General features: G+C 43.6%; 18 protein-coding genes. 6 read left to right on the top strand and 12 right to left on the bottom strand.

The window, feature by feature from the left end:
- Positions 1 to 109: 109 nt before the first annotated feature.
- Entirely contained in the window at positions 110 to 814 is a 705-nt protein-coding gene (locus tag N483_RS03525; RefSeq protein ID WP_023397278.1) for a response regulator transcription factor, read from the top strand.
- On the opposite strand, the gene N483_RS03520 is transcribed toward N483_RS03525, so the two are convergent.
- From N483_RS03520 to N483_RS03500, 5 genes are all read right to left on the bottom strand, one after another.
- Entirely contained in the window at positions 811 to 2,322 is a 1,512-nt protein-coding gene (locus N483_RS03520) for a YifB family Mg chelatase-like AAA ATPase (protein ID WP_023397279.1), read from the bottom strand. The two genes, N483_RS03525 and N483_RS03520, sit on opposite strands and share 4 nt — an antisense overlap.
- A gap of 91 nt (positions 2,323 to 2,413) precedes the next feature.
- A complete protein-coding gene (locus N483_RS03515) occupies positions 2,414 to 3,028 on the bottom strand; it encodes a trimeric intracellular cation channel family protein (RefSeq protein ID WP_023397280.1) in 615 nt (204 codons plus the stop codon).
- Between the two features lie 550 nt (positions 3,029 to 3,578).
- A complete protein-coding gene (locus N483_RS03510; protein WP_023397281.1) occupies positions 3,579 to 6,164 on the bottom strand; it encodes a M14 family zinc carboxypeptidase in 2,586 nt (861 codons plus the stop codon).
- An 83-nt stretch (positions 6,165 to 6,247) separates the two neighbouring features.
- A complete protein-coding gene (locus N483_RS03505; RefSeq protein WP_023397282.1) occupies positions 6,248 to 7,621 on the bottom strand; it encodes an ATP-grasp domain-containing protein in 1,374 nt (457 codons plus the stop codon).
- Positions 7,622 to 7,625: 4 nt separating this feature from the next.
- On the bottom strand, positions 7,626 to 8,573 hold the full coding sequence (locus N483_RS03500) for an ATP-grasp domain-containing protein (protein WP_023397283.1): 948 nt from the start codon (positions 8,571 to 8,573) through the stop codon (positions 7,626 to 7,628).
- Between the two features lie 178 nt (positions 8,574 to 8,751).
- Here N483_RS03500 and N483_RS03495 point away from each other — a divergent pair, with 178 nt between their 5' ends.
- A complete protein-coding gene (locus tag N483_RS03495) occupies positions 8,752 to 9,879 on the top strand; it encodes a M20 family metallopeptidase (RefSeq protein ID WP_023397284.1) in 1,128 nt (375 codons plus the stop codon).
- Positions 9,880 to 9,891: 12 nt separating this feature from the next.
- Here N483_RS03495 and mutM read toward each other — a convergent pair whose 3' ends face one another.
- The gene (mutM, locus tag N483_RS03490; RefSeq protein ID WP_023397285.1) at positions 9,892 to 10,701 is read right to left on the bottom strand and encodes a bifunctional DNA-formamidopyrimidine glycosylase/DNA-(apurinic or apyrimidinic site) lyase; all 810 of its coding nucleotides are present in this window, start codon (positions 10,699 to 10,701) and stop codon (positions 9,892 to 9,894) included.
- Positions 10,702 to 10,703: 2 nt separating this feature from the next.
- Positions 10,704 to 11,195: a hypothetical protein gene (locus N483_RS03485; protein ID WP_023397286.1), complete on the bottom strand. Its 492-nt coding sequence runs from the start codon at positions 11,193 to 11,195 to the stop codon at positions 10,704 to 10,706.
- A gap of 207 nt (positions 11,196 to 11,402) precedes the next feature.
- Here N483_RS03485 and N483_RS03480 point away from each other — a divergent pair, with 207 nt between their 5' ends.
- Positions 11,403 to 12,323, top strand: a complete 921-nt coding sequence (locus N483_RS03480; protein ID WP_023397287.1) for a manganese-dependent inorganic pyrophosphatase — start codon at positions 11,403 to 11,405, stop codon at positions 12,321 to 12,323.
- A 997-nt stretch (positions 12,324 to 13,320) separates the two neighbouring features.
- Here the strand turns inward: N483_RS03480 and rpmG are convergent.
- From rpmG to radC, 3 genes are all read right to left on the bottom strand, one after another.
- Positions 13,321 to 13,476 (bottom strand): 50S ribosomal protein L33, encoded by a 156-nt coding sequence (gene rpmG, locus N483_RS03475; RefSeq protein WP_005493124.1) that lies wholly within the window; start codon positions 13,474 to 13,476, stop codon positions 13,321 to 13,323.
- A gap of 11 nt (positions 13,477 to 13,487) precedes the next feature.
- Positions 13,488 to 13,724, bottom strand: coding sequence for a 50S ribosomal protein L28 (gene rpmB / locus N483_RS03470; RefSeq protein WP_023397288.1), 237 nt, complete (start codon positions 13,722 to 13,724; stop codon positions 13,488 to 13,490).
- Between the two features lie 277 nt (positions 13,725 to 14,001).
- The gene (radC, locus tag N483_RS03465) at positions 14,002 to 14,676 is read right to left on the bottom strand and encodes a RadC family protein (RefSeq protein ID WP_023397289.1); all 675 of its coding nucleotides are present in this window, start codon (positions 14,674 to 14,676) and stop codon (positions 14,002 to 14,004) included.
- Between the two features lie 184 nt (positions 14,677 to 14,860).
- Between radC and coaBC the strand changes: the two genes are divergently transcribed.
- The 3 genes from coaBC (at position 14,861) to N483_RS03450 (ending at position 19,641) form a co-directional block, all read left to right on the top strand.
- Positions 14,861 to 16,090, top strand: coding sequence for a bifunctional phosphopantothenoylcysteine decarboxylase/phosphopantothenate--cysteine ligase CoaBC (gene coaBC, locus N483_RS03460; protein WP_063383312.1), 1,230 nt, complete (start codon positions 14,861 to 14,863; stop codon positions 16,088 to 16,090).
- A 91-nt stretch (positions 16,091 to 16,181) separates the two neighbouring features.
- Positions 16,182 to 16,769, top strand: coding sequence for a nucleoid occlusion factor SlmA (gene slmA / locus N483_RS03455; protein ID WP_023400737.1), 588 nt, complete (start codon positions 16,182 to 16,184; stop codon positions 16,767 to 16,769).
- A 118-nt stretch (positions 16,770 to 16,887) separates the two neighbouring features.
- On the top strand, positions 16,888 to 19,641 hold the full coding sequence (locus N483_RS03450) for a prolyl oligopeptidase family serine peptidase (RefSeq protein WP_023400738.1): 2,754 nt from the start codon (positions 16,888 to 16,890) through the stop codon (positions 19,639 to 19,641).
- A 51-nt stretch (positions 19,642 to 19,692) separates the two neighbouring features.
- Here the strand turns inward: N483_RS03450 and N483_RS03445 are convergent, their stop codons facing one another.
- Complete coding sequence (locus N483_RS03445; RefSeq protein ID WP_023400739.1) at positions 19,693 to 21,906, bottom strand: YgiQ family radical SAM protein; 2,214 nt, start codon at positions 21,904 to 21,906, stop codon at positions 19,693 to 19,695.
- Positions 21,907 to 22,102: 196 nt separating this feature from the next.
- Positions 22,103 to 24,310 (bottom strand): sensor domain-containing phosphodiesterase, encoded by a 2,208-nt coding sequence (locus tag N483_RS03440; protein WP_023400740.1) that lies wholly within the window; start codon positions 24,308 to 24,310, stop codon positions 22,103 to 22,105.
- Between the last annotated feature and the right edge of the window lie 32 nt (positions 24,311 to 24,342).

The following is a 24,342-nucleotide window of genomic DNA, read 5'->3' as shown; positions in this document are numbered from 1 at the left end:
AATGTCGCTTTTCATTAGAGTTTTTATATAAAAATAGATAACTTAGGGTTCTCAGCCGAGAATTCTCGGTGCTAAGATTAAGATTAATTGTTGAATAAGTTTCGAGACCATGAGCATAAACGTATTATTAGTCGAGGACGATGAGTTACTGGCTAAAAGAGTTGAAAGTCACTTTGCGCAAACGGAGTTTCAAATCACCGTTGATAATACCGGTGCTCGGACCCTAGAGCACGTGCAGGAGCAAGCCCAAACAGGCACTCCTTTTATGATGGCTATCATAGATATTGTATTGCCTGCCACAGATGGGTTGCAGCTAGCTAAGGAACTTAATACATTAACCGATCTCGGTGTGATTATGCTATCAAGTCGCGACTCACAAGCTGACCGCATCGCTGGACTTGCACAAGGTGCAGATGATTACGTCTGTAAACCCGTTGATTTACTAGAGCTTGAGCTGCGTATGCGCGCACTGTACAAACGTTTAGCAGGCGCTCGCAACGAAGATGAATCAGAAGAATTCATCGAGTACGCTGACTTTAAATTGCACCCAGATAACCGCACTTTAATTAACCCAAATGGCGATGAAGCTAGGTTAACTGAAGCAGAGCACAAGGTTTTGATCTGCTTAATTGCCAATGCGGGCAAAGCGACATCACGCGCAAAAATTTCAGAAGATATCGGCCAACCAGATTGGAGCCCTAGCGATCGCACTGTCGATGTATTAATCGGTCGATTACGTAAAAAACTCGGTGATGAAAAAGATCAAAAACGCATTGTCACTGTCCGTGGCAAAGGGTACATGCTTTCTGCTTAACGGATTAGCTGGGAGAGCAAGCGCTCAAACGCGCGGTAACTAAGTGCTTCTTTAATATCTGGCAGCGCTATATTATCGCGTTTACTGAGATCGGCTATCGTTCTTGCGACTTTAACCACTCGATGATAGGAACGCGGCGATAAATGCAGCTTTTCTGTGGCATTCGCTAAATAATCGGCCACGCCTTGAGGCAAGCCGCAATACTTCTCCAGCTCTTTGCTAGATAGCAAGGCATTCTCTTTACCTTGACGATGCATTGCTACTAACCGCGCGCTTTCAACACGAGTACGAATGGAGGCGCTGCTTTCAGACTCAGCACCCGACTGCAACTCAGCAGTACTCAATCTTGGTAATTCAATTTGAAGATCAATTCTGTCCACAAAGGGACCCGACACCTTACTGAGGTAACGTAACACTTGCTCAGGAGTGGAGCGCTTGTCATGGTGGCACCCTGTTGGACTCGGATTGAGTGCTGCAATAAGTTGAAATCGAGCTGGAAAGTCAACCTGTTGCGCCGCCCGTGAAATATTCACCATACCTGTTTCCATTGGCTCTCTAAGAGAATCTAGCACCTTACGTTCATATTCTGGAAGTTCATCCAAAAAAAGAATGCCATTGTGTGCAAGAGAGATCTCCCCAGGCCTAGGTGTTGAAGAGCCACCCACTAGTGCTACAGCTGAACATGTATGATGTGGGGAGCGAAATGGACGTTGACGCCATTTATGAGGATCGATTTCTTTCCCTATTAGCGAATACACTGCTGCCGTTTCCAATGCTTGTTTCAACTGCATTGGTGGCATAATCGTAGGCATGCGCTGCGCCAGCATAGATTTACCTGTACCAGGAGGACCTAAAAACAACACATTATGTGCCCCTGCGGCAGCTATTTCTAGTACCCTTTTAGCTGCGGTTTGACCTTTCACCTCGCTCATATCCACATGAGCATTCAATTGTGTCTCTTCAGGGCAAGACATTACCTCGTCATAAGGCAGCGCATTTTGCCCGCCTAAATCAGCCCAAACATCCCGCAAGCTCACGACGGACTTACGTACGCCACTGGACACTAAGCTCGCCATCATTTGATTTGGTTTTGGAATGTAACAACAGCGCCCAGCTGCAGCGGCTGCCATTAATGCAGGGATCACCGCTGTTACTTCGCGAACTTCGCCCGTAAGCGCTAACTCCCCATAAAACTCATAGTCGCCTATTTGGCGGTTTTGCACTTGCCCAGATGCCAGTAATATTCCCACGGCAATGGCCAAGTCATAGCGTCCACCTTGTTTCGGTAGATCTGCCGGTGCTAAATTCACCGTAATACGCTGCTCTGGAAATAAAAAGTGGCAATGTGCTAAAGCACAGCGAACGCGTTCCTTAGACTCTTTTACCGACGCTTCAGGCAAACCAACAATATTGAATGCCGGTAAACCATTGCTTAAATGCACTTCTACTGTCACAAGCGGCGCATTAACACCAACTTGTGCACGTGTATAAGTTTTTGCTAGTGACATCCTTTGTCCCAGTTTATCTCAATGTAAGGTGTCAATGACCCGCTGAGTTCGATTTAGTTTGACGCAACTTTAAGCCGTACAGGATGGTTAGCTAAGTCTTGTACCTAAATACATGCAATACAAGATGCCAACGTATCGCAGCCAAGCGCAACAATAAAATAGATAGCATCGACACGACCATAGTAATTTCAAGTGACACACCGAGGTGTGTTAGCTGCGTATATACTACGCCCCCTAAAATACAGGTGATGGCATATAACTCTCCTTTTAATAACATTGGCATGTCATCCGCCAGTACATCTCGGATCACGCCACCAAAACACCCTGTCAGTACACCCATAATAATCACAGTGGTATCAGGCATATCTAAACTCATTGCTTTTTGCATACCCATAACCGCAAAAAATGCGAGACCAAATGCGTCTGCCAACAATAATCGTTGTTTAGGCACCGTCTTTTGACGATTAAGCCACCAAATACACAGCAGTACAGCACTAAAAATGGCCACAAAATAACTGCTATCATGTAACCAAAACACTGGTGTATCCAAAATTATATCTCGCATGGTACCGCCTCCAATCCCTGTCACCGTGGCCAGCACCACCACGCCAAAACCATCCATATGCTTACGATGTGCCAACAAAGTACCTGAAATTGCGAAGACCATAACACCCAACAAATCAAACCAGTGATACAGTTCTGTCATACATATTATTCATCAATAGAGTAAAATCTAAATGTTAACTGACATCTCTAAATGGCGCCAAATATTATTACTTTGCCTGCAAGTATGATTCATATTTATTTAGCATCCTTGCGTATCGCTCTTATCTTCGCTCTCCATCGCGTCGATCGAATTTAAAATGGGTCACCCATTTACGGACAGTTTGGCCACCCTCCCGTTCCCATACAATTCACCCCAAAACCGGCTCAAGTAAAAATAAAAAATAGGGAAGAGCGATACTCTCAGCAAGCGCGTGTTGCATTTCTTTATATGAAACAAAAGAATATAAAACAGCCTTAGTAGGTGTTAACACTTCCTCGCTTACTGGCGAACAAAGTATCAGGTGGATTGAGAATTTTTCTTGCCACAAAAAGTTAGAATAAATCCAGATAAATAATTAAATTAATAAGTTAAAACAAAAGCGAAGGCGTGTGGCAGTGGAATTAAATTATTAATTTAAAGTTTATTTTAAGTTAAAATCAAAAAGCTTATAAGAGATGGCAGGAAGCTTGTGCTTCCTGCATCGCGCAATCTATTCATCTCCTGAATAAAATAACGCCACGGGTTCTGAGTAATTAGGCACATCATCGTAACTAAATACTGCGTAATACTTGCTTAACTTGGCGTTGCCAAAATTATCCAACGTATACGCATCTTTTCCACCGTATAATTTCACGCCATCAAAGGGAGAGCGAGGCGGATGGAAGCGATTTCGCACCACAAAACACCCAACAAAGTCCTCATCCTCAGGATTTTCCCAAGTCAGCTTAACAACGCCACCCTCAATTTGTGCAGCCAAATTTTGGGGTGCTTTTAATGCATTTTTTCGCCGCTCTATATAATGTATTTTTAATTGGGCGGGATGCTGATCTTGGCATGCAGCCCAGTTTACCAATGCGTTAGTCGCTTGAGACTCCGAGGTGGCACGAATAATGAAGTAAAAGGGCGTATGTGCCTGATGCAAACGTTCTAAGGCCTGTAGGCTATAACTATCAAAGATAAAGTGGTGTTCAGCGCGTTCACGCAGCTGTTCGTTACTGACTTCGTAGCCTATATATTCTATTTTTTGCCTTTGTTTAACCGCTTGAAAATCCACATCTTGTAATTCCACCAGCTCAATGGTGAAGCGTACATCTTTAGCACTGGCAATGCTGTTGCTACTTCGCAACGTCAAGCAAGCTTGGGTAAAAACTGTTTTCTCCACCGGGAGATCGGCATTAAGCTCAAAAGCCATTTGGCCATACACAATTTCTCCTTGCTCATCAAAGCCTGAGGCCAGCCTATCTGCGACTACCGCGTTTTTATAGATGGTATTGCACCTAGTTGGACTTAACGACAATTGCTGCTCTGGGACCTGATAAACAAGCTCTAGGTTTGGACGATAATGTAACCCGCTACCAAAAGGCCCATAGCCTATATCAAATTGCATAACCTGAGAATCGTTACCTATTGGTAACGCTTTAGGACCCTGTAAACGCAGTAACAAGCGATTTTGCGCTATCAAAGAATTCAACAACGCGCGCTCTACACCATTGAGCTGCCATTTCATCCAAATCCCTTGTGTCATTTTATCCGACTCAAATGTTTGTCCGAGTGTATGTAAAGGCTTTGCTTCACTCACAGCTTGATAATCATAGATATCGGTCAGACTATCGGGGTCAATGATGGAAACTGACCACTCGCCGTATTTTTCAATTTTTGCGGCGACGCGATTCATAGGATAAAGAGAAAATTCAGCCCGCTCAATGTTGGCGCCACTCGGTAAGCTGCTCAAATCAAATTGCACTAGACCAAGACTCACTCCCCGTTTTTTATCCACACCAATAAACATTGAGTTATAACCAAAGTGCTCTTTATTTTTCGAGGTGAAATTCTCTGAAAGATAACCTACGTACTCTTTTGCTGGAAACAAAGTGCGTGCACTTTGATGTCTCGCCAAATGCGTTTTCAATCTTAGTTCAGGGCTAAAAGGCGACTTGATCTTGGTGACCTTATCCACTGCACGAATATTGTAAAAGTAGCTTTGCCCACTGCGTAGCTGAGAATCACGAAATGACAGCGATTTGGTAATGGCAATTAAGCTCTCTTCACCACAGGGACTTTTGTTACTTTCGCTACGATACAACTCAAAATATATGTCATCTCGATTTTCATATTGCCACTCCAGCTCGACCCCTTCATGATCGACTGCTTTGATAGTAAAATCAGCCACACGTAGCGGTGCCAGAGGCGAATAGTTAATAGCCTCACCAAGTGCATGCAAAATTGCAGGAATGTTCTCTGCCACGCTTTCTGACATATTCTTCATATAGTCAGGTATGTTTCTAGTGCCCACCTCAACAACAGTCGCGATGATCCCTTTGCGATAGTAATACTCTCTACCACTGCCGTGTATTAATTGAGCTGGTGGCTTGCCACGATGAATTCCATACTGCCTGCCGGTCACTTTTTTTATCTCATGATTCATGTTGGCACATAAGATGTTTAAGTCAGCCCCTTCAACCTCAACTTCATGGTTAAACTTATGCGCAGGGAAAAAAACATTGCCTTGAGAGTGGTAGTCTAGCGCGATGCGAATATTCTCATGCTGCTCTACAAAGTCACGGATAGCACAAGTTTCAGGCTCTGAAAAAGCATGAGGACCCCCATATGTGTTTGAACCTGTGTTTTGATTACGCATAAATTTGGCATCAAAATTACGATTAAGATCGACACCAAATGTACCATCTCCATTGTTGCGACGATTCTTACGCCAAAATGAAAAGTGATTGCGAGAATACTCGAACCCATCGGGGTTCAAACAGGGCACCATATACAATGTGTTGCGTGTCAGCGCAGTTTGTAGCTTTGGGTTGAAGCGGTAATTTTCTGTCACATACTGAATAAATTTAAGTGCCAATTCATTGCCGATCCACTCCCTCGCATGAATCGATCCTGTGTACAGTAGGGCTGGTTTATCATCGGCATAGGTCACATCTAAAGAAACTGTTACCAACATGATTGGACGTCCCTCCCATGTTTTGCCAATACTTTGCAGTCGAATTAAATGGGGGTGTTCATTCATTGCACTTTGCAGCGCATCTATCGTATCTTGATAGGAAGCATATTGAATTTTCATAGCACAGATTTACTCATTGGGCGAAATGAGACGACAGTTGCCACTGTCGCCATTTGGTACAATCAATATAAAAACCAGAGAATTTACCCGGCATGGTTTTGCCAATGCTCAACAATTTTTTCGAGCTTTTTTTCCTTGAGGTTTTTAACCACACAGAGTTTTGTCGGATCGGTATTTAGTGCTTCCACAACACCATGAGCACCGAATGTCGTCATGATATCTTCTACCATTTTTTCACCGATACCACGCACTTGGTTCAACAGTGCCCTCACCTGCGCTTCGTCAAACTGCGGCGCTTCATAGTTATTGAGGTCCTCAGTTATTTCGTCGCTGGCAGGGATCGGCTGCATAGCTTTGGCATCTACCGCTTTCGCTCCAAACACAAAGTTATCTTGGAGGTTCCAGACTTCACTTGGCCACTCTTCGCCAAATTTAAACTCAGTATCTAAAATCGGAAAAGCTTGTTCATCAAATGCGCTGAACAACTCGCCACTATCTTGGCTGGGGGCATACTGAGAAAACCCAATATGACGCATAGTACGTAACAAACGAGAATCTATTTTGCCTAACTCTTCCCAGTTGTATAACGGGATATTGGGCTTTCTAAAGTAGCCACTGGAGAGTAACCACATTAAATATTGCCCGATCCAATCACGGATATATGGAAATGCAGCAAATGCGGTCGCACACTCTAAGATCCGCAGCTTACCATCCTTACCGAGTGCTATGTCACATGCCCAATACTCCGCATTTGCAGCCTTGGAGGCGGCAGTCGCCAGTTTTAACACAGACTTGGGTACCGCTTGGTAATCCATGCTGCCACCTTGGCTAGTATTAGTCAGCCACTCTCCTTCTGGCGGACGACGCCAAAACGCGCAAACGGGTTTGTGCCCAATTAACATCACCCGGATATCCGCTTCCATGGGCACAAAATCTTGAATATAAAGCGGATAGTACTTCTTTTCGCTCAGTAGAGCCTGAGCCTCTTGTGCATTGTCGACCTTGTGCACAAAATATCCGCCATAGTTAGAAGGTCCATAAGAGCGCTTGATGATTTTTGGATACTGAGCATTGGCAAGATATTGCTGTGCTCTGTCAGGGATATAAAATATCTCTGTATGAGGTGCCGGTAATTTATATTTGCGGCAAAAGTGAGTCACATTTTCCTTTGATTTATTGGAAAACTGGCTATCCAAGGAGGGCAAGAATCGCACCTCAGGCAGTGCTCTTGCGATCTCTCTAAATGTCTCATACGCGGTTGCGGGAATATTGCCGATCAATACATCAATTTTTTTACGCTTCACTTCGGCGATAAAGCGCGCTTTGTCGTTGCCCCAGTGATAAACCACAGTTTCAATTTTGTCTGGCCAACCTTTAAAATTAGACTTGTCGAAAAAGCGCAAGACATAGTCCAGATATAGCAGTCCAATTTTTGGTAGTTGCGTTTTGTTTGTCATGAGATTAGGCCACCTTGGCTGATTGGTATGAAGTTTTGTTGGCAACCGTTTTTTCGATCAAACCAACCATTGCTTGGATCTTTGCTTGATTGAATGTCAGTCCAAGCTGCTCTTGTTCAGGAGTTGCAAACGCAGGAATGGTATTGACCTCCAAAACCACATATTGCTCTTTTTCGCGGTCATAAATCAGATCCACCCCCGCGATTTCAAGCCCTAATGCTTTGGTCGCTTTCAACGCTAGCTCTATCACGTCGTCATTAGCCTCTCGCACGAATACACTGCCACCGCTAGTTACATTGGTTTTCCAATCGTCCTTCGGAGCCTTTCTGCCATAACACCCAACAAACTGCCCATCGACAATGTCGACTCGGTAATCTGTATTGTCATAGTTAATAAAACGTTCGACGTAAAAGTAACGAAGATCTGTACGGGTCAAAAATGGCAAAATCATATCTAACGCCTGTTCACCTTCGATCTTGACAATGCCCACACCGCCCCATCCATCTGTCGGCTTATAAACTAACTTGCCACCAAAATCATGCAGTGCAGCACGTAGGCCATCCATATCATTTTTATGACATAGGCGATAATCTGGTGTGCAGATCCCATGACTATTGAGTAAATGAGACGTACGGAACTTATCTTCCGCTAAAGCGAACGCGCGATAGTTGTTGAGTGTTGGTACGGTTTCATTCAGTGTTTCATAGAGATAAAGCTGATATTGCGTTTGTTGTCCCGCGTTGTAACTCAAAAAGGCATCCAACTGCTCCATTGCAACACCATTGCACTCGATACCACCATCTCGCGCTCTGGCATCACGTAAATTGAGGCCCGTACTCGCTAGGATCCCGCGCTCTGCTAACGCGTGAACCAACTGTTGTTCAATTTCTTTTCCTCCGCCATTTTCGTACATCCAAATCCCGACATGAGGCGCCCGCGATACGGCTGTCATAAAGTATCTCCTTGGTTAAAAATAGGTGCTGAAATAGAGCGATGTTTTACTAGTTAAGACCATCTGTATGACAAATTTTTGATCCTTTTAATGATCTAAAAACTGTTCATAAAAGCTTCACCGAACTGCAACTGAAAAACGCCACGATGAGCCAAACCTTCACAGGGAGAAGATTAGGATGAATCTGGACTATGCAGAACTAGCAGACTTAATACGCTGCAACTCGCACAGTAAAAACAAAGCCGGAGTGGATAGACACGGTGAGCAAATGGTTGCTTTGGCAGAACCTTTAGGGTTTTCACTTACCCGCTATCAACGAGAACTGATCGGCGATCATTTGCTGTTTCGCTCCGCACGTAACACAGGTAAACGGGTTTTGCTACTGGGCCATTTAGATACGGTGTTTCCTGACGGGTCATTCACTGAGTTTCATGAGGATGATAACTATGTTTATGGCCCCGGCGTGTGTGACATGAAGGGCGGGAACTGGGTCGCACTCAATGCGCTGCGACAGTTGAAGCAGCAATTTGGTCAGCTGCTGAACATAGATTGGCTGCTAGTCAGTGACGAAGAGATTGGCAGTGATGATAGTCAAGCACTGACAACTAAAATAGCCAAGCAATACGATGCATGTTTTGTATTTGAAGCCGCCGGTAAATCCCATGAGTTGGTCGTCGCGCGAAAAGGGATCGCAACTTATCACATTACTGTCACAGGTAAACCTGCACATGCAGGCAACCACTATCGAGACGGAATCGACGCTAATTTTGCCATGGCAAATATGTTGTTAGAAATGACTTCGCTCACAGATCTCAAAGCGGGTAGCACAGTCAACGTTGGTAAAGTACAAGGTGGGATAGGTGCCAATACCATCTCTGGCAAGGCGACATTACAAGTAGAAGCACGCTTTACTAATCAAGCAGAGCAACAAAGATTGCTAGAAGGCATAGAAAACATTTGTATGGCCATTGAAATTACTGGTGTAGAAGTGGATATACAAGGAGGCTTGCAACGTGGCGTTATGGCGCCAACGTCAGCACAGCAAGCTTTACTTGAGCAAATCAATGAGATCTTAGGTGAGGAACAACCGATTGAGCACCGAGGCGGCGTATCCGATGCCAATACGGCAGCAGCGACTGGTACACCAACTTTGGATGGCTTTGGTCCATATGGTGACGGCGATCATACCCGTAATGAACGCGCACTCAAACGTAGCTTTGAGCTTCGCATCGCACAGATGACGGCGATCCTCTCGCAGTTATGTTATCGTACACAGGCTGCTGAATCTGCCGTATACCAAGCATAACAATCACTTTGGTCAGCGTTGGCACTTAGTACAATAAACTGTGCTGCGCTGCCCTAAACGGATCTCTTGTAAGGTCGTTTCACAACGTACACACGCCTCACCTTTACGGCCATAAACCAATAACTCCTGAGCAAAGTAACCCGGTTTTCCATCACTTTGTGCAAAATCTTTTAAAGTCGTCCCACCTTGCTCAATAGCTGCGGCTAAGGTGTCTTTAATTATTGGTGTGAGCTTTTGATAACGCGCCAAAGATATTTTGCCAGCTTCACGTTTTGGGTGTATCCCAGCTTTAAACAATGACTCATTGGCGTAGATATTACCGACCCCCACGACTACATGGTTGTCCATGATAAACTGCTTTACTGCAACTTTTTTTCCACGGCTGGCTTGATACAAGTGTTTGGCATCAAATAGATCGGTAAGAGGCTCGGGGCCTAATTTAGCAAATACACTGTGCTGTTGCTGTGGGTTTTGCCATAAAAAAGCCCCAAAGCGACGCGGGTCATTCAAACGCAATGCCAACCCATTAGCAAACACGAGTTCAATATGGTCGTGCTTCTTTAACGGCTCGCTTTGACACACGACACGTAAATTACCTGACATGCCCAAATGCAAAATTGCAGTCCCTACATCACTTTCCAACAGTAAATATTTGGCCCTTCGCTTCACAGCCGTAATTTCAGTGTTTTCCAACAATGAGACTTCTTCTGGCACAGGCCAGCGCAGTCGACCATTATGGACACGAACATGATTAACAACTTGCCCTTTGACATGAGGCTCTATACCCATGCGACTGACTTCAACTTCAGGTAATTCTGGCATAACTATATATCTATCGGTTTAAATAATTGTTTAGCTTGGTCTGCGCTCAGTTCCAACCAATGCTGTTGACGTTGAGCAAACAACAGGTATGTGTCGGATCCGCGATACAACTGGTAACTCAAAGGTAGCTCTTCACCCGCCAACCAAAAAGTTGCTACAGATATCGCTGATTCTGGATTAACCTTTTGCTTTTCAACAGCCTGCAACTCCAAATTTTGCCACATCTGTACAATCTGAACTAAGTCTTGGGCGCTATAAGACGACGAAGTGCCATCCACAAGTTTATTGTCTATGCGCCACGTTGTACCTATACGCTCAATTTTGACACCAGGATACGCCATGGCGAGTACAAAGCTCTGCTCCGGCAAAACCATAACACGTGTTAATTCAGCTTGTTGTGGGTTTAATTTGTGATGTAACCCGTTGAGAAAAAAAATCATGATCAACATAGAAAAAATAACCACATTGTTCCACGCTTTACGGCTCAGTCCCATGTCAGTTCCATCAATACTGATTATTTCATTGCTTAGATCACTGTACTATACCCTGCTGTTGAGCGCAGCTGTACATTTAATTCACCGATCCATAGGATTTCATAATCTCAGCTTAGACTATTTTCTAGGTCCAAAACCTTTCCGACACTGTATTAATGTGGTTAATTTTTGCTAAAATAAGCGACAAAATTTTTTAGGAGTCCGTCAATGGCAATGTATGTAGTGGGTCATAAAATCCCTGATTCTGATTCAATTTGTGGTGCAATTGCACTTTCTTACCTCAAAAACCAAATTGGAGAAGAAGCTATCCCTACACGTTTAGGTGATGTATCACCTGAAACACAGTTTATTCTCGATCGCTTTGGTTTCGAAGCCCCTGAGCTTAAATTAAGCTATGCGGGTGAAGAAGTTTATATCGTTGATCACACAGAAAAAACACAAGCACCAGATGACATTGACGAAGCGACAGTAGTAGGTGTTGTAGATCACCACAAACTAGGTGACCTAACCACTTCAACACCACTTGAGTGTTGGATCCGCCCAGTAGGCTGTAGTAATACCATTATTAAAATGATGTATGACTTTTATGGCGTTGAGATCCCTAAAGGTATCGCAGGCCTGATGTTAGGTGCAATTTTATCTGACACAGTTATCTTCAAATCACCAACCTGTACAACTGCTGATATTAAATGTGTTGAAGTACTTGCAGAGATTGCTGGTATTGAGGACTTCAAAGCATTTGGCATGGAAATGTTCAAAGTCAAATCAGCAGTTGAAGGCACGCCAGCACGTGATCTTGTAATGCGTGACTTTAAAGACTTCAACATGAACGGTAACCTAGTTGGTATTGGCCAGTTAGAAGTGATTGACCTATCGGTATTTGACGATATCAAAGCAGATCTTGAAGCTGATATTGCAAAACTAAAAGAAGAAGGCGGTCGCCACTCTGTATTGCTACTTCTTACTGACATCATGAAAGAAGGCTCACAAATGCTGATCGCATCAAACGATGAAGGCATTATTGAAAAAGCATATGGTCAGGCACCTGAGCAAAGCCGTGTATGGCTTGATGGTGTATTGAGCCGTAAAAAGCAAGTTGTGCCACCGCTACAAGAAGCGTTTGCATAACCTCTTTTTACACTAAAAAAACCGAAGCAACCGCTTCGGTTTTTTTGTTCATTCGCCTTACTGAGCTTGATGTCTTGCTAAAACCACTTCAATTACTGTTTCAGGATATTCAAAGAAAAGTTGATGACTTGCATTAATTAAAGGTAATAAATACTGCCTGTTTTATAAGCGAGCCTTTGGCTCCATGCCACTCCCTCTTGATGCCACTGTATCAAAGCCGATTTTTCATCTTCGTGGGCGAGGTCAATATTATGACTTTCAAAAATCACCACCAATGATACTTACAGGTATGGTGATCGCGCTCTCAAGTATTCTTGCCGTATTTAAATCATCGTAATAACTCATTACTCCTTTAATACGTATCACCTGCTTACCCACCTTTAAGCGCTGCCAAACGGTCAATCACATTTACTCGGCTTTGCTGCGCCAGCAAAATCCCCGGGAAAAATATATTAGTACTAGGGAGGATAACGTATCTCCCACAGCATAGTGGTGGAAATAAAATTATTTACAGCAACAAACAAGGTGACTGGCAACTTTGGTTATTTGATCGCCGTACAAAGCAGTATTCACAATTAACTCACGCAGGTAGATACAGCGGCTTTTACTATCAAGCTAAGTTGTACTATGCCAAACGGCATATCAGTGGCGTGTGGACTTTGAGTGAAGGGCAAGAGCTGCTCGTGCTACCAAATGTAGGAAACATCTATTGGCTCAACTGGCGCATATTAGCCGGGCGCATTTATTTTTATCAGTCTGAGGAAGGCATTTTCAATTTGACTTAGATACCGAGCAAACACAGCGCCTGCTTGCGCAGCCCAATGGTTTTTTGCACCAGTATGCTATCAGTACTAGTCCAAAGACAATTGCCTATGTCGAGTTAAAGCTAACGCCGGGTGATATACATGCGTTGACACTGTAAATCCCGAGCAATTACTAAATTTCAGGCAACAAAAAACCCAGTACGAGACTGGGTTTTTCAATTCTTAAAGCAAAATTACTTGATTTTTGCTTCTTTGAAGATCACGTGCTTACGTACTTTAGGATCGTACTTTTTGATCTCCATTTTTTCAGGCATGTTACGCTTGTTCTTGTCGGTAGTGTAGAAATAACCAGTACCAGCAGTTGAAACTAAACGGATCTTATCACGCATGATTTAGCTCCTTATACTTTTTCGCCGCGAGCACGGATATCTACTAATACCGCGTCGATGCCTTTTTTATCAATAATACGCATACCTTTAGTAGTAGTACGTAGAGTAACGAAACGCTTTTCACTTTCAACCCAGAAACGGTGTGTTTGTAGGTTAGGTAGGAAACGACGCTTAGTTGCGTTGCGCGCGTGTGAACGGTTGTTACCAACAACCGGGCGCTTACCTGTAACTTGACAGACTTTAGACATGTCTATGTATCTCCAATAACTTCGCTCGAGCTTAATTTCCCCTTAGGCCTTACACTGGTGTGCCCCGGGTAAAATCAAAGGGCGCTCTTTATACAGCATCTGCAGGCAGAGATCAAGGATCTGATGATATCCTAGTCAGCTCATGGGTAAAATTTGATAGCGGCCAATTATAATGATCATAGGCCGCTGTGGAAAGTAAAAACTGCATTTAAATTAAACTATTTTATAAAATTTAAGCGAAATAACGGTTTGCAGCCAAAAAATGGTCAATAAAAGCTCATAACAAGCCTCTATCTGCGAAAGATATACAGCGATTTCCTGCCACAAGGACATGATCTAACACTTTGATATCCATAAGTGCCAATGCTTTTCGTAATTTTTCAGTCAAAACTTTATCTGCATGGCTCGGTTCACACACACCCGAAGGATGGTTGTGAGCAAAAATAATTGCAGCTGCATTATGTTTCAATGCCGCTTTTACCACTTCCCTTGGGTAAACAGACGCAGTATTAATCGTGCCACGAAATAACACTTCGTCCTTTATTAGCTGATTTTGGCTATCTAAATATAGAACCATAAATACTTCATGCTCTAGCCCTTTGAGTTGAAAGCTCAAATAGTTATGCACCTGTACAGGGCTTTCAAATTTAAACGCCCGCTCACACCCCTCCTTTAAATAGCGCCGGCATAACTCAAGCACAGCTTGAAAGAGAACATATTTCGCTTCACCCATTCCCTTAAGGGCTAGGAAATCTTCAAGGGACGTATTAAATAAGCTCTGTAATGTTTGTCGCTGTGATAACAAAGAATCTGCCAGCTCAATGGCATTCATGCCTTTGACTCCTGTGCGCAAAAAAATAGCCAATAGCTCTGCATCACTGAGCGTGTCCGGGCCATCAGATAGTAACTTTTCTCTTGGCCTGGTGTGTTTCGGTAATTGTGTCAATTGCATATCCTTTCCCTGATATAACATTCATTGAAGCTGATAACGACTCATTATTTAACACGTAAGAGAATAAAAAAAACGCCCAAAGATTATCCTTTGTTCAGTTAATGACTGACTTTTCATGAGAAGATTCAAAACAGCCCGAAGGCTGTGATATCTTTAACTCAGTTTGAGTTGTGAGAATGTAAAGATGAACTTATCTGGCAAAAAAATAGTATTGGGTATAAGTGGCGGTATTGCAGCGTATAAATGCGCAGAACTTGTAAGGCGTTTAAAAGAGCAACAATGCGAAGTGAAAGTGGTTATGACTGAATCGGCAAAACACTTTATTACGCCACTCACCATGCAAGCTGTTTCAGGTGAACCCGTATCAGATTCACTCCTTGATCCTCAAGCTGAAGCTGCAATGGGGCACATCGAATTTGCCAAATGGGCTGATCTCATTTTAATTGCACCGGCTACATGCAACACTATCGCAAAAATGGCCAATGGAATAGCCGATGACCTATTAACCACATTGGTGCTTGCAACACCCGCCAAGGTCGCTATTGCACCAGCCATGAATCAACAGATGTATGCCCATCCCGCAACTCAACAAAACATTGCCACTTTAGCATCATTTGGAGTTTCAATATGGGGGCCGGGCAGCGGTGAGCAAGCTTGTGGCGATGTTGGCAAGGGAAGAATGTTAGAACCCATGGAGCTCCTAGAACACTGCACAGCACAACTAAGCCCTGTTCCTCAGGTACTCGATGGTAAAGTCTTTACTGTTACCGCAGGCCCGACAAGAGAAGCACTTGACCCAGTGCGCTATATCACCAATCACAGCTCAGGGAAAATGGGCTATGCCCTTGCTCAAGCTGCGTGTGCCTTGGGGGCACGCGTAAATTTAATCTCAGGTCCAGTCAATATACCTGCACCTCAAGGCGTAGACGTCACCTATGTCAACAGTGCAGTAGAGATGCGTGATGCAGCCATAACGCTTGCTGCAAAATCAGATGTCTTTATTGGCTGTGCTGCTGTTGCCGATTATCGCGCCGCGGATATCTCTGAGCAAAAAATTAAAAAACAAGGTGACGAAATGACCATTGCCTTAGTTAAAAACCCCGACATCATTGCTGAGGTTGCCGCACTCACACAAAATAGACCATATACCGTTGGGTTTGCAGCAGAAACCCAAGATGTCAAAAAGTATGCATTGGGCAAGCTGAAAAACAAGCACCTTAATATGATCTGTGCCAATGATGTTTCACAAGAAGGACTTGGATTTAACTCAGATAACAATGCTTTAACGTTATTTTGGGAAAATGATCAACAATCTTTGCCTGCATCCAACAAAAAAGAGTTAGCACTCACTGTCGTTAAAGCAATTGCTGGTAAACTTGGTTTACCTAGTGTTAAAAGGCTGGAAAGAAGCTGAATAAAACATTAACATAGGTCTTTACTAAGTATGGACCTAATAAAAATACACCATACAGACCAGAATAACGATAATTATTAAAGGAAAGTTCATGCCAGCGACTAAACGCAGTAATCGCAAAGAGCAAATTCTTCAATCTCTTGCGCAAATGCTTGAAACTAGCCCAGGTCAACGGATCACAACTGCTAAGCTCGCAGCTGAAGTCGGCGTCTCTGAAGCTGCTCTCTATCGCCACTTCCCAAGCAAAGCTAGAATGTTTGAGGGGCTGATTGAATTTATTGAAGACACACTACTTTCGCGTATCAATATTATTTTAGAAAACGAAAAGGATACACAAAGCCGTATCTATAATATCCTCCACTTGCTATTAACCTTTTCAGAGAAAAACCCAGGGATCACACGGATCTTGACTGGGGATGCACTACAAGGAGAGCAAGAGCGTCTAAGAGAGCGCGTGCAAAGCTTGTTTGAAAAACTTGAAACGCAATTCAAGCAAGTATTAAGAGAAAGAAAGTTGCGAGAAGGCAAAGCGTTCAACAGCGATGAAGCTGCACTGGCCAATTTATTTTTAGCTCATGTAGAAGGCAAAATGAATCAGTTTGTACGCAGCGACTTTAAAGCGAAGCCGACTGCGACATTCAATAATCATTGGCAAGAATTACAACGCATCTGGTTGTAACAAGAAGCGGTACAAAACCGCTTCCAACGACTTTTCACTTCCACACAACGCACCATGATTTTGTTTGACCGCTAAAAGTGTTACAAAGATACAAATAATTAATCAAACAGACAGAATTATGAAGTTTACTTACTCGCTCATTGCAGCCGCTTTATTGTCTGGCCAAGCTGTGGCCAATAAAGCCCCACTCGAATTTTCCGATGTCTTTGACTTTAAATATGCGAAGACGACTCAGCTTGCTGAAGACGGCAAGTTCCTTGCCCTCAGTGCGAAACCATACCGCGGTAACACACAAGGACAAGTCTATAACTTAGAAACCAATAAGCTTATTGCAACGGTAGAACGCGGTACAAAGGCACATCTAAATAAGTCATCTACATGGGCCGCATTTACACAAGTCCCAACCTTGCTAGAGTCGGAAACGGCCAGTAAAAAAGAAAAAAAATCTCTAAAAAATAATTTGGTACTGGTAAACACACAATCAGCAAAGCAATACGTGTTTAACCAAGTGAAGGACTATCAATTAAGTGATGATGGACGCTGGCTTGCTTATCGTGAGGACAGTAAAGCTGCGCAAAAAGATAAAGACGTCGAGGCAGATACGCCTAAAATCAATGCAGATAAAAAAGATAAACCACTCACGTTGGTTGTTGTTGATCTGACGTCTCAACAAACTCAGCGCTTCGAAAACGTCATCAACTACGGACTAAGCCCCGCAGAATACGGGGTATTGTTTAGCCAACATGACAGTACTGGCGCCAAGAACCAAGTTCAATATCTAGATTTAAACAACAAGACAACGAGTCCATTATTTAGCGAACCAGGTGTCACGGTCAGTGCCATTGCATGGCATCCTTACTCCAGTATTGTGGCCTTTAATTTAGGCAACTACGTCAATGAAGATAAACGCCGCCGCAGCTATGATGTGACCCTTTGGGATGCAACAACAGACAAGCTGAGCAAGATAGAAAACCCAAGTGGGTGGTATAGTTCAAAAACGGCTAAACTAAAGTGGTCTGAACAAGGCGAACGACTCTATTTCGATAACCGTCCACTGCTCAATGACAAAGTCGAAAAGCTAAAATATGACGACTCAACTTCGCTACGTGACTTCAATACTATTCGCCAGCAATCAGGCATCAATATTTGGCATAACAACGATCCCGAAATCAAAACTCGAGAGCAAAATACTTGGAAAAAAACCAATCGAGAACGTCAGTATCAAGCGGTTTACCACATTGAATCACAAAAAGTGGTGCAGCTTGCTGACGAAACCGTTCGCGATATCACACTCAATACTGAAGCTGACTACTTACTAGGTAAAAATGACCAGCCTTATTTAGAAAAAATCATGTATGACGGGTTTTATGCTGATTACTATGCAGTCAAAGTAAGCACCGGTGCAAAAGGGTATATCGTTAAGGACTCACCAAACAAGCCCAGCCTTTCTCCTTCTGGCAGACATGCAGCTTACTTTCTAAATGACCAAATTTGGTTAAAAGATTTACACCAACAAAAAGAGCATGCGGTCAGCAAAGCTGTACGAACAGCAATTTTTGCCGATGACCAACATGATTATCCGGAGCCTAACCCAGGCTACGGCTTTGCTGGATGGCAAAAAGATGGCAGTACCCTATATGCATACAGTAAATATGATATTTGGGCTTTTGACAGCGTCACAGGCCAAGCCAAAAGGCTCACATCAGGTAAAGAGAGTAATACCCGTTACAGAGTGGTCAAACTCGATAAGAAGCAAGTGGGTTTTGCTGCGGATGAAACGCTCTTTTTGTCTGCTCACAATTTACAAAATAAACAAACCCATATTGCAAAGCTTAACCTACAAACTGGTGCGCTCGAGACCGTCTTAGAAGGAGCTGCGCGTTTTGATTTAGTGAAAAAAGCAAAACACGCAGATAAAGTCATCTTCACGCAGCAAAGCTACCACCAGTTCCCTGACTACTGGCAGTCAAACAGTGATTTTAATACACCAAAACAAGTCACCAATCTAAACCCACAAGTTAAAAACTTTGCCTGGGGACAAAAACCAGAGTTAATTCAATACAAAGGCTTTAACGGCGAACAAATGCAAGGCGTGCTCATAAAACCGGCTGATTATCAGCCAGGTCAAAAGCTCCCTGTCGTCATCTATTTTTACCGCTATATGAGCCAGCGCATGTACGACTTCCCGAAGATGGAGCTAAACCATAGACCAAACTTCCCAATGTTTACTTCGAATGGCTACGCAGTATTCTTACCAGATATTCGCTTTGAGATTGGTAAGCCAGGTCCATCATCAACGCAAACCCTTATCAACGCAGCACAAAAGCTCATTGACTTAGGGATAGCTGATAAACATAAGATTGGCCTACAAGGTCACTCTTGGGCTGGATACCAAAGTGCATTTGCCGTCACTCAAACAGACATGTTTAAGGCTGTTGTGTCAGGTGCTCCTGTGTCAAATATGACTTCAGCATATAGCGGTATTCGTCTCAAATCCGGGTTGGCACGTCAATTCCAGTATGAAACAGGACAAAGTCGCATTGGTAAACCTTTAACCGAAGCGCCTGAGCTGTACATTGAAAACTCTCCAGTCTTTTTTGCCGATAAAGTAAATACACCTATTTTACTAATGTTTGGCGATAAAGATGGCGCTGTACCTTGGCAAGAAGGGATCCAGTACTATCTGGCACTGCGCCGCCATAACAAAGACGCTATTTTCTTGCAGTACGAAGGCGAACCACATCATTTAAAGCAGTTCCCAAATCAAGTGGACTTCTCAGTCCGTATGATGGAGTACTTTGATCATTACCTGCGTGGCATGCCTGCACCGCAGTGGATCACATCAGGTAAACCACATCGTCCTGAAGAATAAGTTCAATTTCGCAATTTAAGTCGTAAAAAAAGCCGCATCACGCGGCTTTTTTTAATGATGAGTTGGTTTGCTCTTATTTGGTTTGCGTTTGTTTTTACCGACTCTCGGCTTGGTGTTTGCCTGATTAAACTGACTAAAGCCAGTGTGCTTAGTAAGCGCTTTATTGCCTCGCTTGTGTCCCGGTTTAGACGACTTACCCCGGCTGTTTTCATCAGGCACCAAACACTCTGGGCCGCGACCAATTAAATGTGCTTTGCCCATACTCTTCAGTGCTTCGCGAATTTGTGGCCACCCAGCAGGATCATGATAACGCAGAATAGCCTTGTGTAAGCGGCGTTGCCTTGCTCCTTTTGGAACTGCTACCTCTTCATGATTATTTTTGATATTTCGCAGCGAATTCATCTCGGTATGGTAAATGGTCGTAGCATTGGCCATCGGAGAGGGATAAAAGTTTTGCACCTGATCCAGCTTAAAGTCATGCGCTTTTAACCACAACGCCATATTCACCATATCTTCGTCCGTTGTCCCTGGGTGTGCTGAGATGAAATAAGGGATCAGATACTGCTTTTTACCGGCTTCTTTAGAATACTTATCAAACAGCTCTTTGAACTTGTCGTAAGTGCCCATACCCGGCTTCATCATTTTAGAAAGCGGGCCACTCTCAGTATGCTCAGGGGCAATTTTTAAGTATCCACCCACATGGTGAGACACCAGCTCCTTTACATAACGAGGATCTTCAATAGCCAGATCGTAACGAACACCTGACGCGATGAGAATCTTTTTGACTCCTTCGACATCACGGGCTTTGCGATAAAGCTCTATTGTTGGCGTATGGTCAGTATCCATATGCTTGCAAATATCAGGGTACACACAAGATAAACGACGGCATGTACTCTCGGCTTTTTTACTTTTACAGCGTAATTTATACATATTTGCCGTTGGCCCGCCGAGATCTGAAATCACACCTGTAAAGCCAGGAACCTTGTCGCGTATTTGCTCAATTTCTTCGATAATTGACTCTTCTGAACGACTTTGAATGATGCGCCCTTCATGCTCTGTGATTGAGCAAAAACTACACCCACCAAAACAACCACGCATAATGTTAACCGATGTCTTGATCATATCGTATGCAGGGATCTTGTCATCTCCATATGCCGGATGAGGAATACGCTGATATGGCAAACCAAAGACATGATCCATCTCTTCCGTTTCTAGCGGAAAAGCGGGCGGATTAACCCACACAGAGCGATCTCCGTGACGTTGGAACAAGGCCCTTGCGCATCCCGGGTTCGTTTCTTGGTGCAAGATCCTAGATGCATGAGCATAGAGAGGTTTATTGACACTCACCTGTTCAAAAGCAGGCAATTTTACGTACACTTTTTCCCAAGGTTTAAGCCTTGGCGGCTGCACTGTAATGGGCTTGGCCATATCACTCTGAAGGTCAACACCAGCTTTGGCAAATTCAGATTTACTACAGCCCATATCATCCGCACCATAGGGATTCGGAATAGGATCAATTTTGCCAACTTTATCAATTGCAGTTGAATCACTACCACGCCAGCCTGCTATCGGCGTCTTACGAATAACCGCTGTGCCGCGCACATCCTGAATCGTGTCCATTGACTCGCCATTGGCTATGCGATGCGCTACTTCGACCAGCGGGCGCTCTGCATTTCCATAGATTAGAATATCCGCTTTGGCGTCGAAAATAACACTACGGCGTACCTTTTCCTGCCAGTAATCATAATGTGCAATACGACGTAAACTCGCTTCAATACCTCCGATCACAACTGGCACATCTTTATACGCTTCTCGACAGCGCTGGCTATATACTACAACAGCGCGGTCTGGCCGTTTGCCACCGATATTACCCGGCGTGTATGCATCATCGTGACGAATACGCTTTTCCGCAGTATAACGATTGATCATTGAATCCATATTGCCAGCCGTCACACCAAAAAATAAATTTGGTTTACCCAATGACTCAAACGCAGTTTTATCTGACCAGTCAGGTTGTGCAATAATTCCAACACGAAACCCCTGTGCTTCCAACACCCGGCCAATCACAGCCATGCCAAAACTAGGATGGTCAACATAGGCATCGCCTGTAACAATAATAATGTCACAGCTATCCCATCCTAATGCATCCATTTCAGCACGGCACGTAGGTAAGAATGGCGCAGGACCAAAACATTCTGCCCAGTATTTGGGATATGAAAAAAGCGAACGCTCAGCTTGAAGCCCTGAGGGCTTTGATGTATTCATAGAGTGACGGCTCATAAAATTTGCAAGGCATCTATTATACCTCAGCGACACTCCATACCGCACTATATCTGACGTGAATATAAGCTAAGAACACTAAACCTTTGTAATTATTAATCTAAAATTTAGCCATAAATGAGAATAGAATAACGAAAAGAGGCTTATTTGCCATTTCTAGCTATACAACACTAAATAGCACTCATCCACGCTCAGTGTTGTTAGCAGCACCCAAAAACTCTAACAGTTCATTTTTAGGCATCGGTTTTGCTAATAAAAATCCTTGAACCTCATCACAGCCAAGCTTTTTAAGCACCTGCGCCTGCTCTTGTGTTTCCACACCTTCTGCAATTGTTTTTAAGCCTAAATGACGCCCCAATGAAATCACCAACTCAGCAATTGCACCACTATCAGAATCAGGGATGTCTTTTACAAAAGCTCGGTCGATTTTTAATCTCGCTAACGGCAACTGCTGTAAATAACTCAAAGAAGAAAAGCCTGTACCGAAGTCATCAATTGCCACTTCGACACCAAATGACTTCAATTCGCCCAGCGTTTCTATCACTGTCTTGATTTCATCCATTACCACACTTTCAGTTACTTCAAGCTCGATTTTCTCCGGCGCTACCTGATGGCTGAGAATGGTATTTTTAACTTGTTCAGCATAATTATTGACTTTGAACTGGGGCACAGACACATTCACCGCGACACTGATATCTATATTTTGAGCACTTAATTGCTGCTGTAATTTACAAGCTTGCTCTAACACCCACTGGCCAATTTCAACGATTAGACCCGAGTCTTCAGCTAGTGGTACAAAAATTCCCGGAGAGATATAGTCGCCATTGCCCGAAGGCCAACGTAAAAGCGCTTCGCAGCCAATGACTTTATTGGTTTCTAAACTAAATTGTGGCTGGTACCAAACTTCTAATTTATGCAACTCAAAATCTTGTCTCAATTGGCGAATTAAACCCAAACGCCAAGCCATTTTTTCTTCTAAGTCTGGGGTATACCAATCTAAGATTTTGTTCGCTTGTTTAGCCTGATTCAATGCAATATAAGCCAATTTGAGTGTCTCAAGACCTAAGTGGTGAAAATCGGCCTGTCGACATACACCAACATGAAAATGCATCGTTAAAACGTGCTCACCTACCTGATAGGGCACTGTTAATATATCGATGAAACTTTGTTCATCAAACGTTTGTGCCGGCAACAACAAGCCAAAGACATCAGCACCAATTCTTGAGAGTAATTTACTTTGAGGAAATTCAATGCACAGTCGCTCTTTAACCGCCAACAGCAGTAAATTGCCAACTTCTTGACCAAGCCCATTGTTAATATCGGAAAACTGAGCAATATCTAATAGTACGAAAACTAGCTCATCGCTGCCGTTAGGCCTGTAGTGCTGAGCAATTAAGTCCACAAAATTGGCGCGATTTGGCAAACGAGTCAGAGTGTCTTTGTAGGCAACATCGCGTAATTCATTAATGAGTTTGATATTATCAACGCCCACGCCCACATTAGTTAAGAAAATTTCGGCAAATTGAAGCTGCGAGGCACTCGGTGCATGGTCAACCTCTAAAAATATGGCTGCTTTGCGACTCTTACCTTTGAGTAAAAAAGTAATGTCATGCCCAGTGTGTTGATGGACTTCTCTATCGAAGCAATTTTGAACCTGCATAATTACTCGTCCATTGTCGAGTTGCTCTAGGCCCTCTCCAATGAATTCGTCGTATTGCTCTGTACCACCAAAAATAATCACGCGAGATCCACTGCTGATACCCGCAACCAAGCCACTTTCTTGAGCGCCAATTATTTTGGCCAACTGCAACACCACAGCCTTACCAAAAGACACCATATCGGTGTGCCCTAAAATGGCTTGAGATGCGTCAAGGATATTAGTCAGTGCAACACTTTGCTGCTCTAACTCACAAATTTGCTGATAGGATCTGATTGCGGTCATCAACGAAGTCACCAACTTACCACGTGTAAGTTCGGTTTTCATTTTGTAATCATTGATGTCGTACTCACGGATAACTTTTTCTTCAGGTGCATACCCCGGTTGCCCTGTACGCAAAATAATGCGCACAGCATGGTTGCCAATTTCTTCGCGAACTTGCTTTACAACGTTTAACCCAGCATCATCACTTTCCATGACCACATCGAGTAAAAGGACGCACACCTCTGACCTGCGCCGTAGTGATTCCACGGCTTCTTTACCTGAGTATGCGTGATGGAACCGTAAAGTTCTCCCCCAAAACTCGACACCAGATAAGGCAAGCTTAGTCACAGAGTGTATTTCTGGGTCGTCATCAACAACCAATACATCCCAGTACCCCGTTACATTCTCTTGAGTATCATGGGAAACCTCTTGATCTGCAAACAAAAAATCTTCTTGCTCAGACGCCATCATCCACCTTATGCTTAATCACATCAATTCTG

This window comes from Pseudoalteromonas luteoviolacea NCIMB 1944, assembly GCF_001625565.1.
Taxonomy (GTDB): domain Bacteria; phylum Pseudomonadota; class Gammaproteobacteria; order Enterobacterales; family Alteromonadaceae; genus Pseudoalteromonas; species Pseudoalteromonas luteoviolacea_F.
Note: the sequence above shows the minus strand (reverse complement) of the source record. Positions and strands in the feature narration are given on the sequence as shown.

Coding starts and splice junctions, on each gene's coding strand:
- N483_RS03525 (WP_023397278.1), top strand. CDS start 110: ATGAGCATAAACGTATTATTAGTCGAGGACGATGAGTTACTGGCTAAA.
- N483_RS03520 (WP_023397279.1), bottom strand. CDS start 2,322: ATGTCACTAGCAAAAACTTATACACGTGCACAAGTTGGTGTTAATGCG.
- N483_RS03515 (WP_023397280.1), bottom strand. CDS start 3,028: ATGACAGAACTGTATCACTGGTTTGATTTGTTGGGTGTTATGGTCTTC.
- N483_RS03510 (WP_023397281.1), bottom strand. CDS start 6,164: ATGAAAATTCAATATGCTTCCTATCAAGATACGATAGATGCGCTGCAA.
- N483_RS03505 (WP_023397282.1), bottom strand. CDS start 7,621: ATGACAAACAAAACGCAACTACCAAAAATTGGACTGCTATATCTGGAC.
- N483_RS03500 (WP_023397283.1), bottom strand. CDS start 8,573: ATGACAGCCGTATCGCGGGCGCCTCATGTCGGGATTTGGATGTACGAA.
- N483_RS03495 (WP_023397284.1), top strand. CDS start 8,752: ATGAATCTGGACTATGCAGAACTAGCAGACTTAATACGCTGCAACTCG.
- mutM (WP_023397285.1), bottom strand. CDS start 10,701: ATGCCAGAATTACCTGAAGTTGAAGTCAGTCGCATGGGTATAGAGCCT.
- N483_RS03485 (WP_023397286.1), bottom strand. CDS start 11,195: ATGGGACTGAGCCGTAAAGCGTGGAACAATGTGGTTATTTTTTCTATG.
- N483_RS03480 (WP_023397287.1), top strand. CDS start 11,403: ATGGCAATGTATGTAGTGGGTCATAAAATCCCTGATTCTGATTCAATT.
- rpmG (WP_005493124.1), bottom strand. CDS start 13,476: ATGCGTGATAAGATCCGTTTAGTTTCAACTGCTGGTACTGGTTATTTC.
- rpmB (WP_023397288.1), bottom strand. CDS start 13,724: ATGTCTAAAGTCTGTCAAGTTACAGGTAAGCGCCCGGTTGTTGGTAAC.
- radC (WP_023397289.1), bottom strand. CDS start 14,676: ATGCAATTGACACAATTACCGAAACACACCAGGCCAAGAGAAAAGTTA.
- coaBC (WP_063383312.1), top strand. CDS start 14,861: ATGAACTTATCTGGCAAAAAAATAGTATTGGGTATAAGTGGCGGTATT.
- slmA (WP_023400737.1), top strand. CDS start 16,182: ATGCCAGCGACTAAACGCAGTAATCGCAAAGAGCAAATTCTTCAATCT.
- N483_RS03450 (WP_023400738.1), top strand. CDS start 16,888: ATGAAGTTTACTTACTCGCTCATTGCAGCCGCTTTATTGTCTGGCCAA.
- N483_RS03445 (WP_023400739.1), bottom strand. CDS start 21,906: ATGAATACATCAAAGCCCTCAGGGCTTCAAGCTGAGCGTTCGCTTTTT.
- N483_RS03440 (WP_023400740.1), bottom strand. CDS start 24,310: ATGGCGTCTGAGCAAGAAGATTTTTTGTTTGCAGATCAAGAGGTTTCC.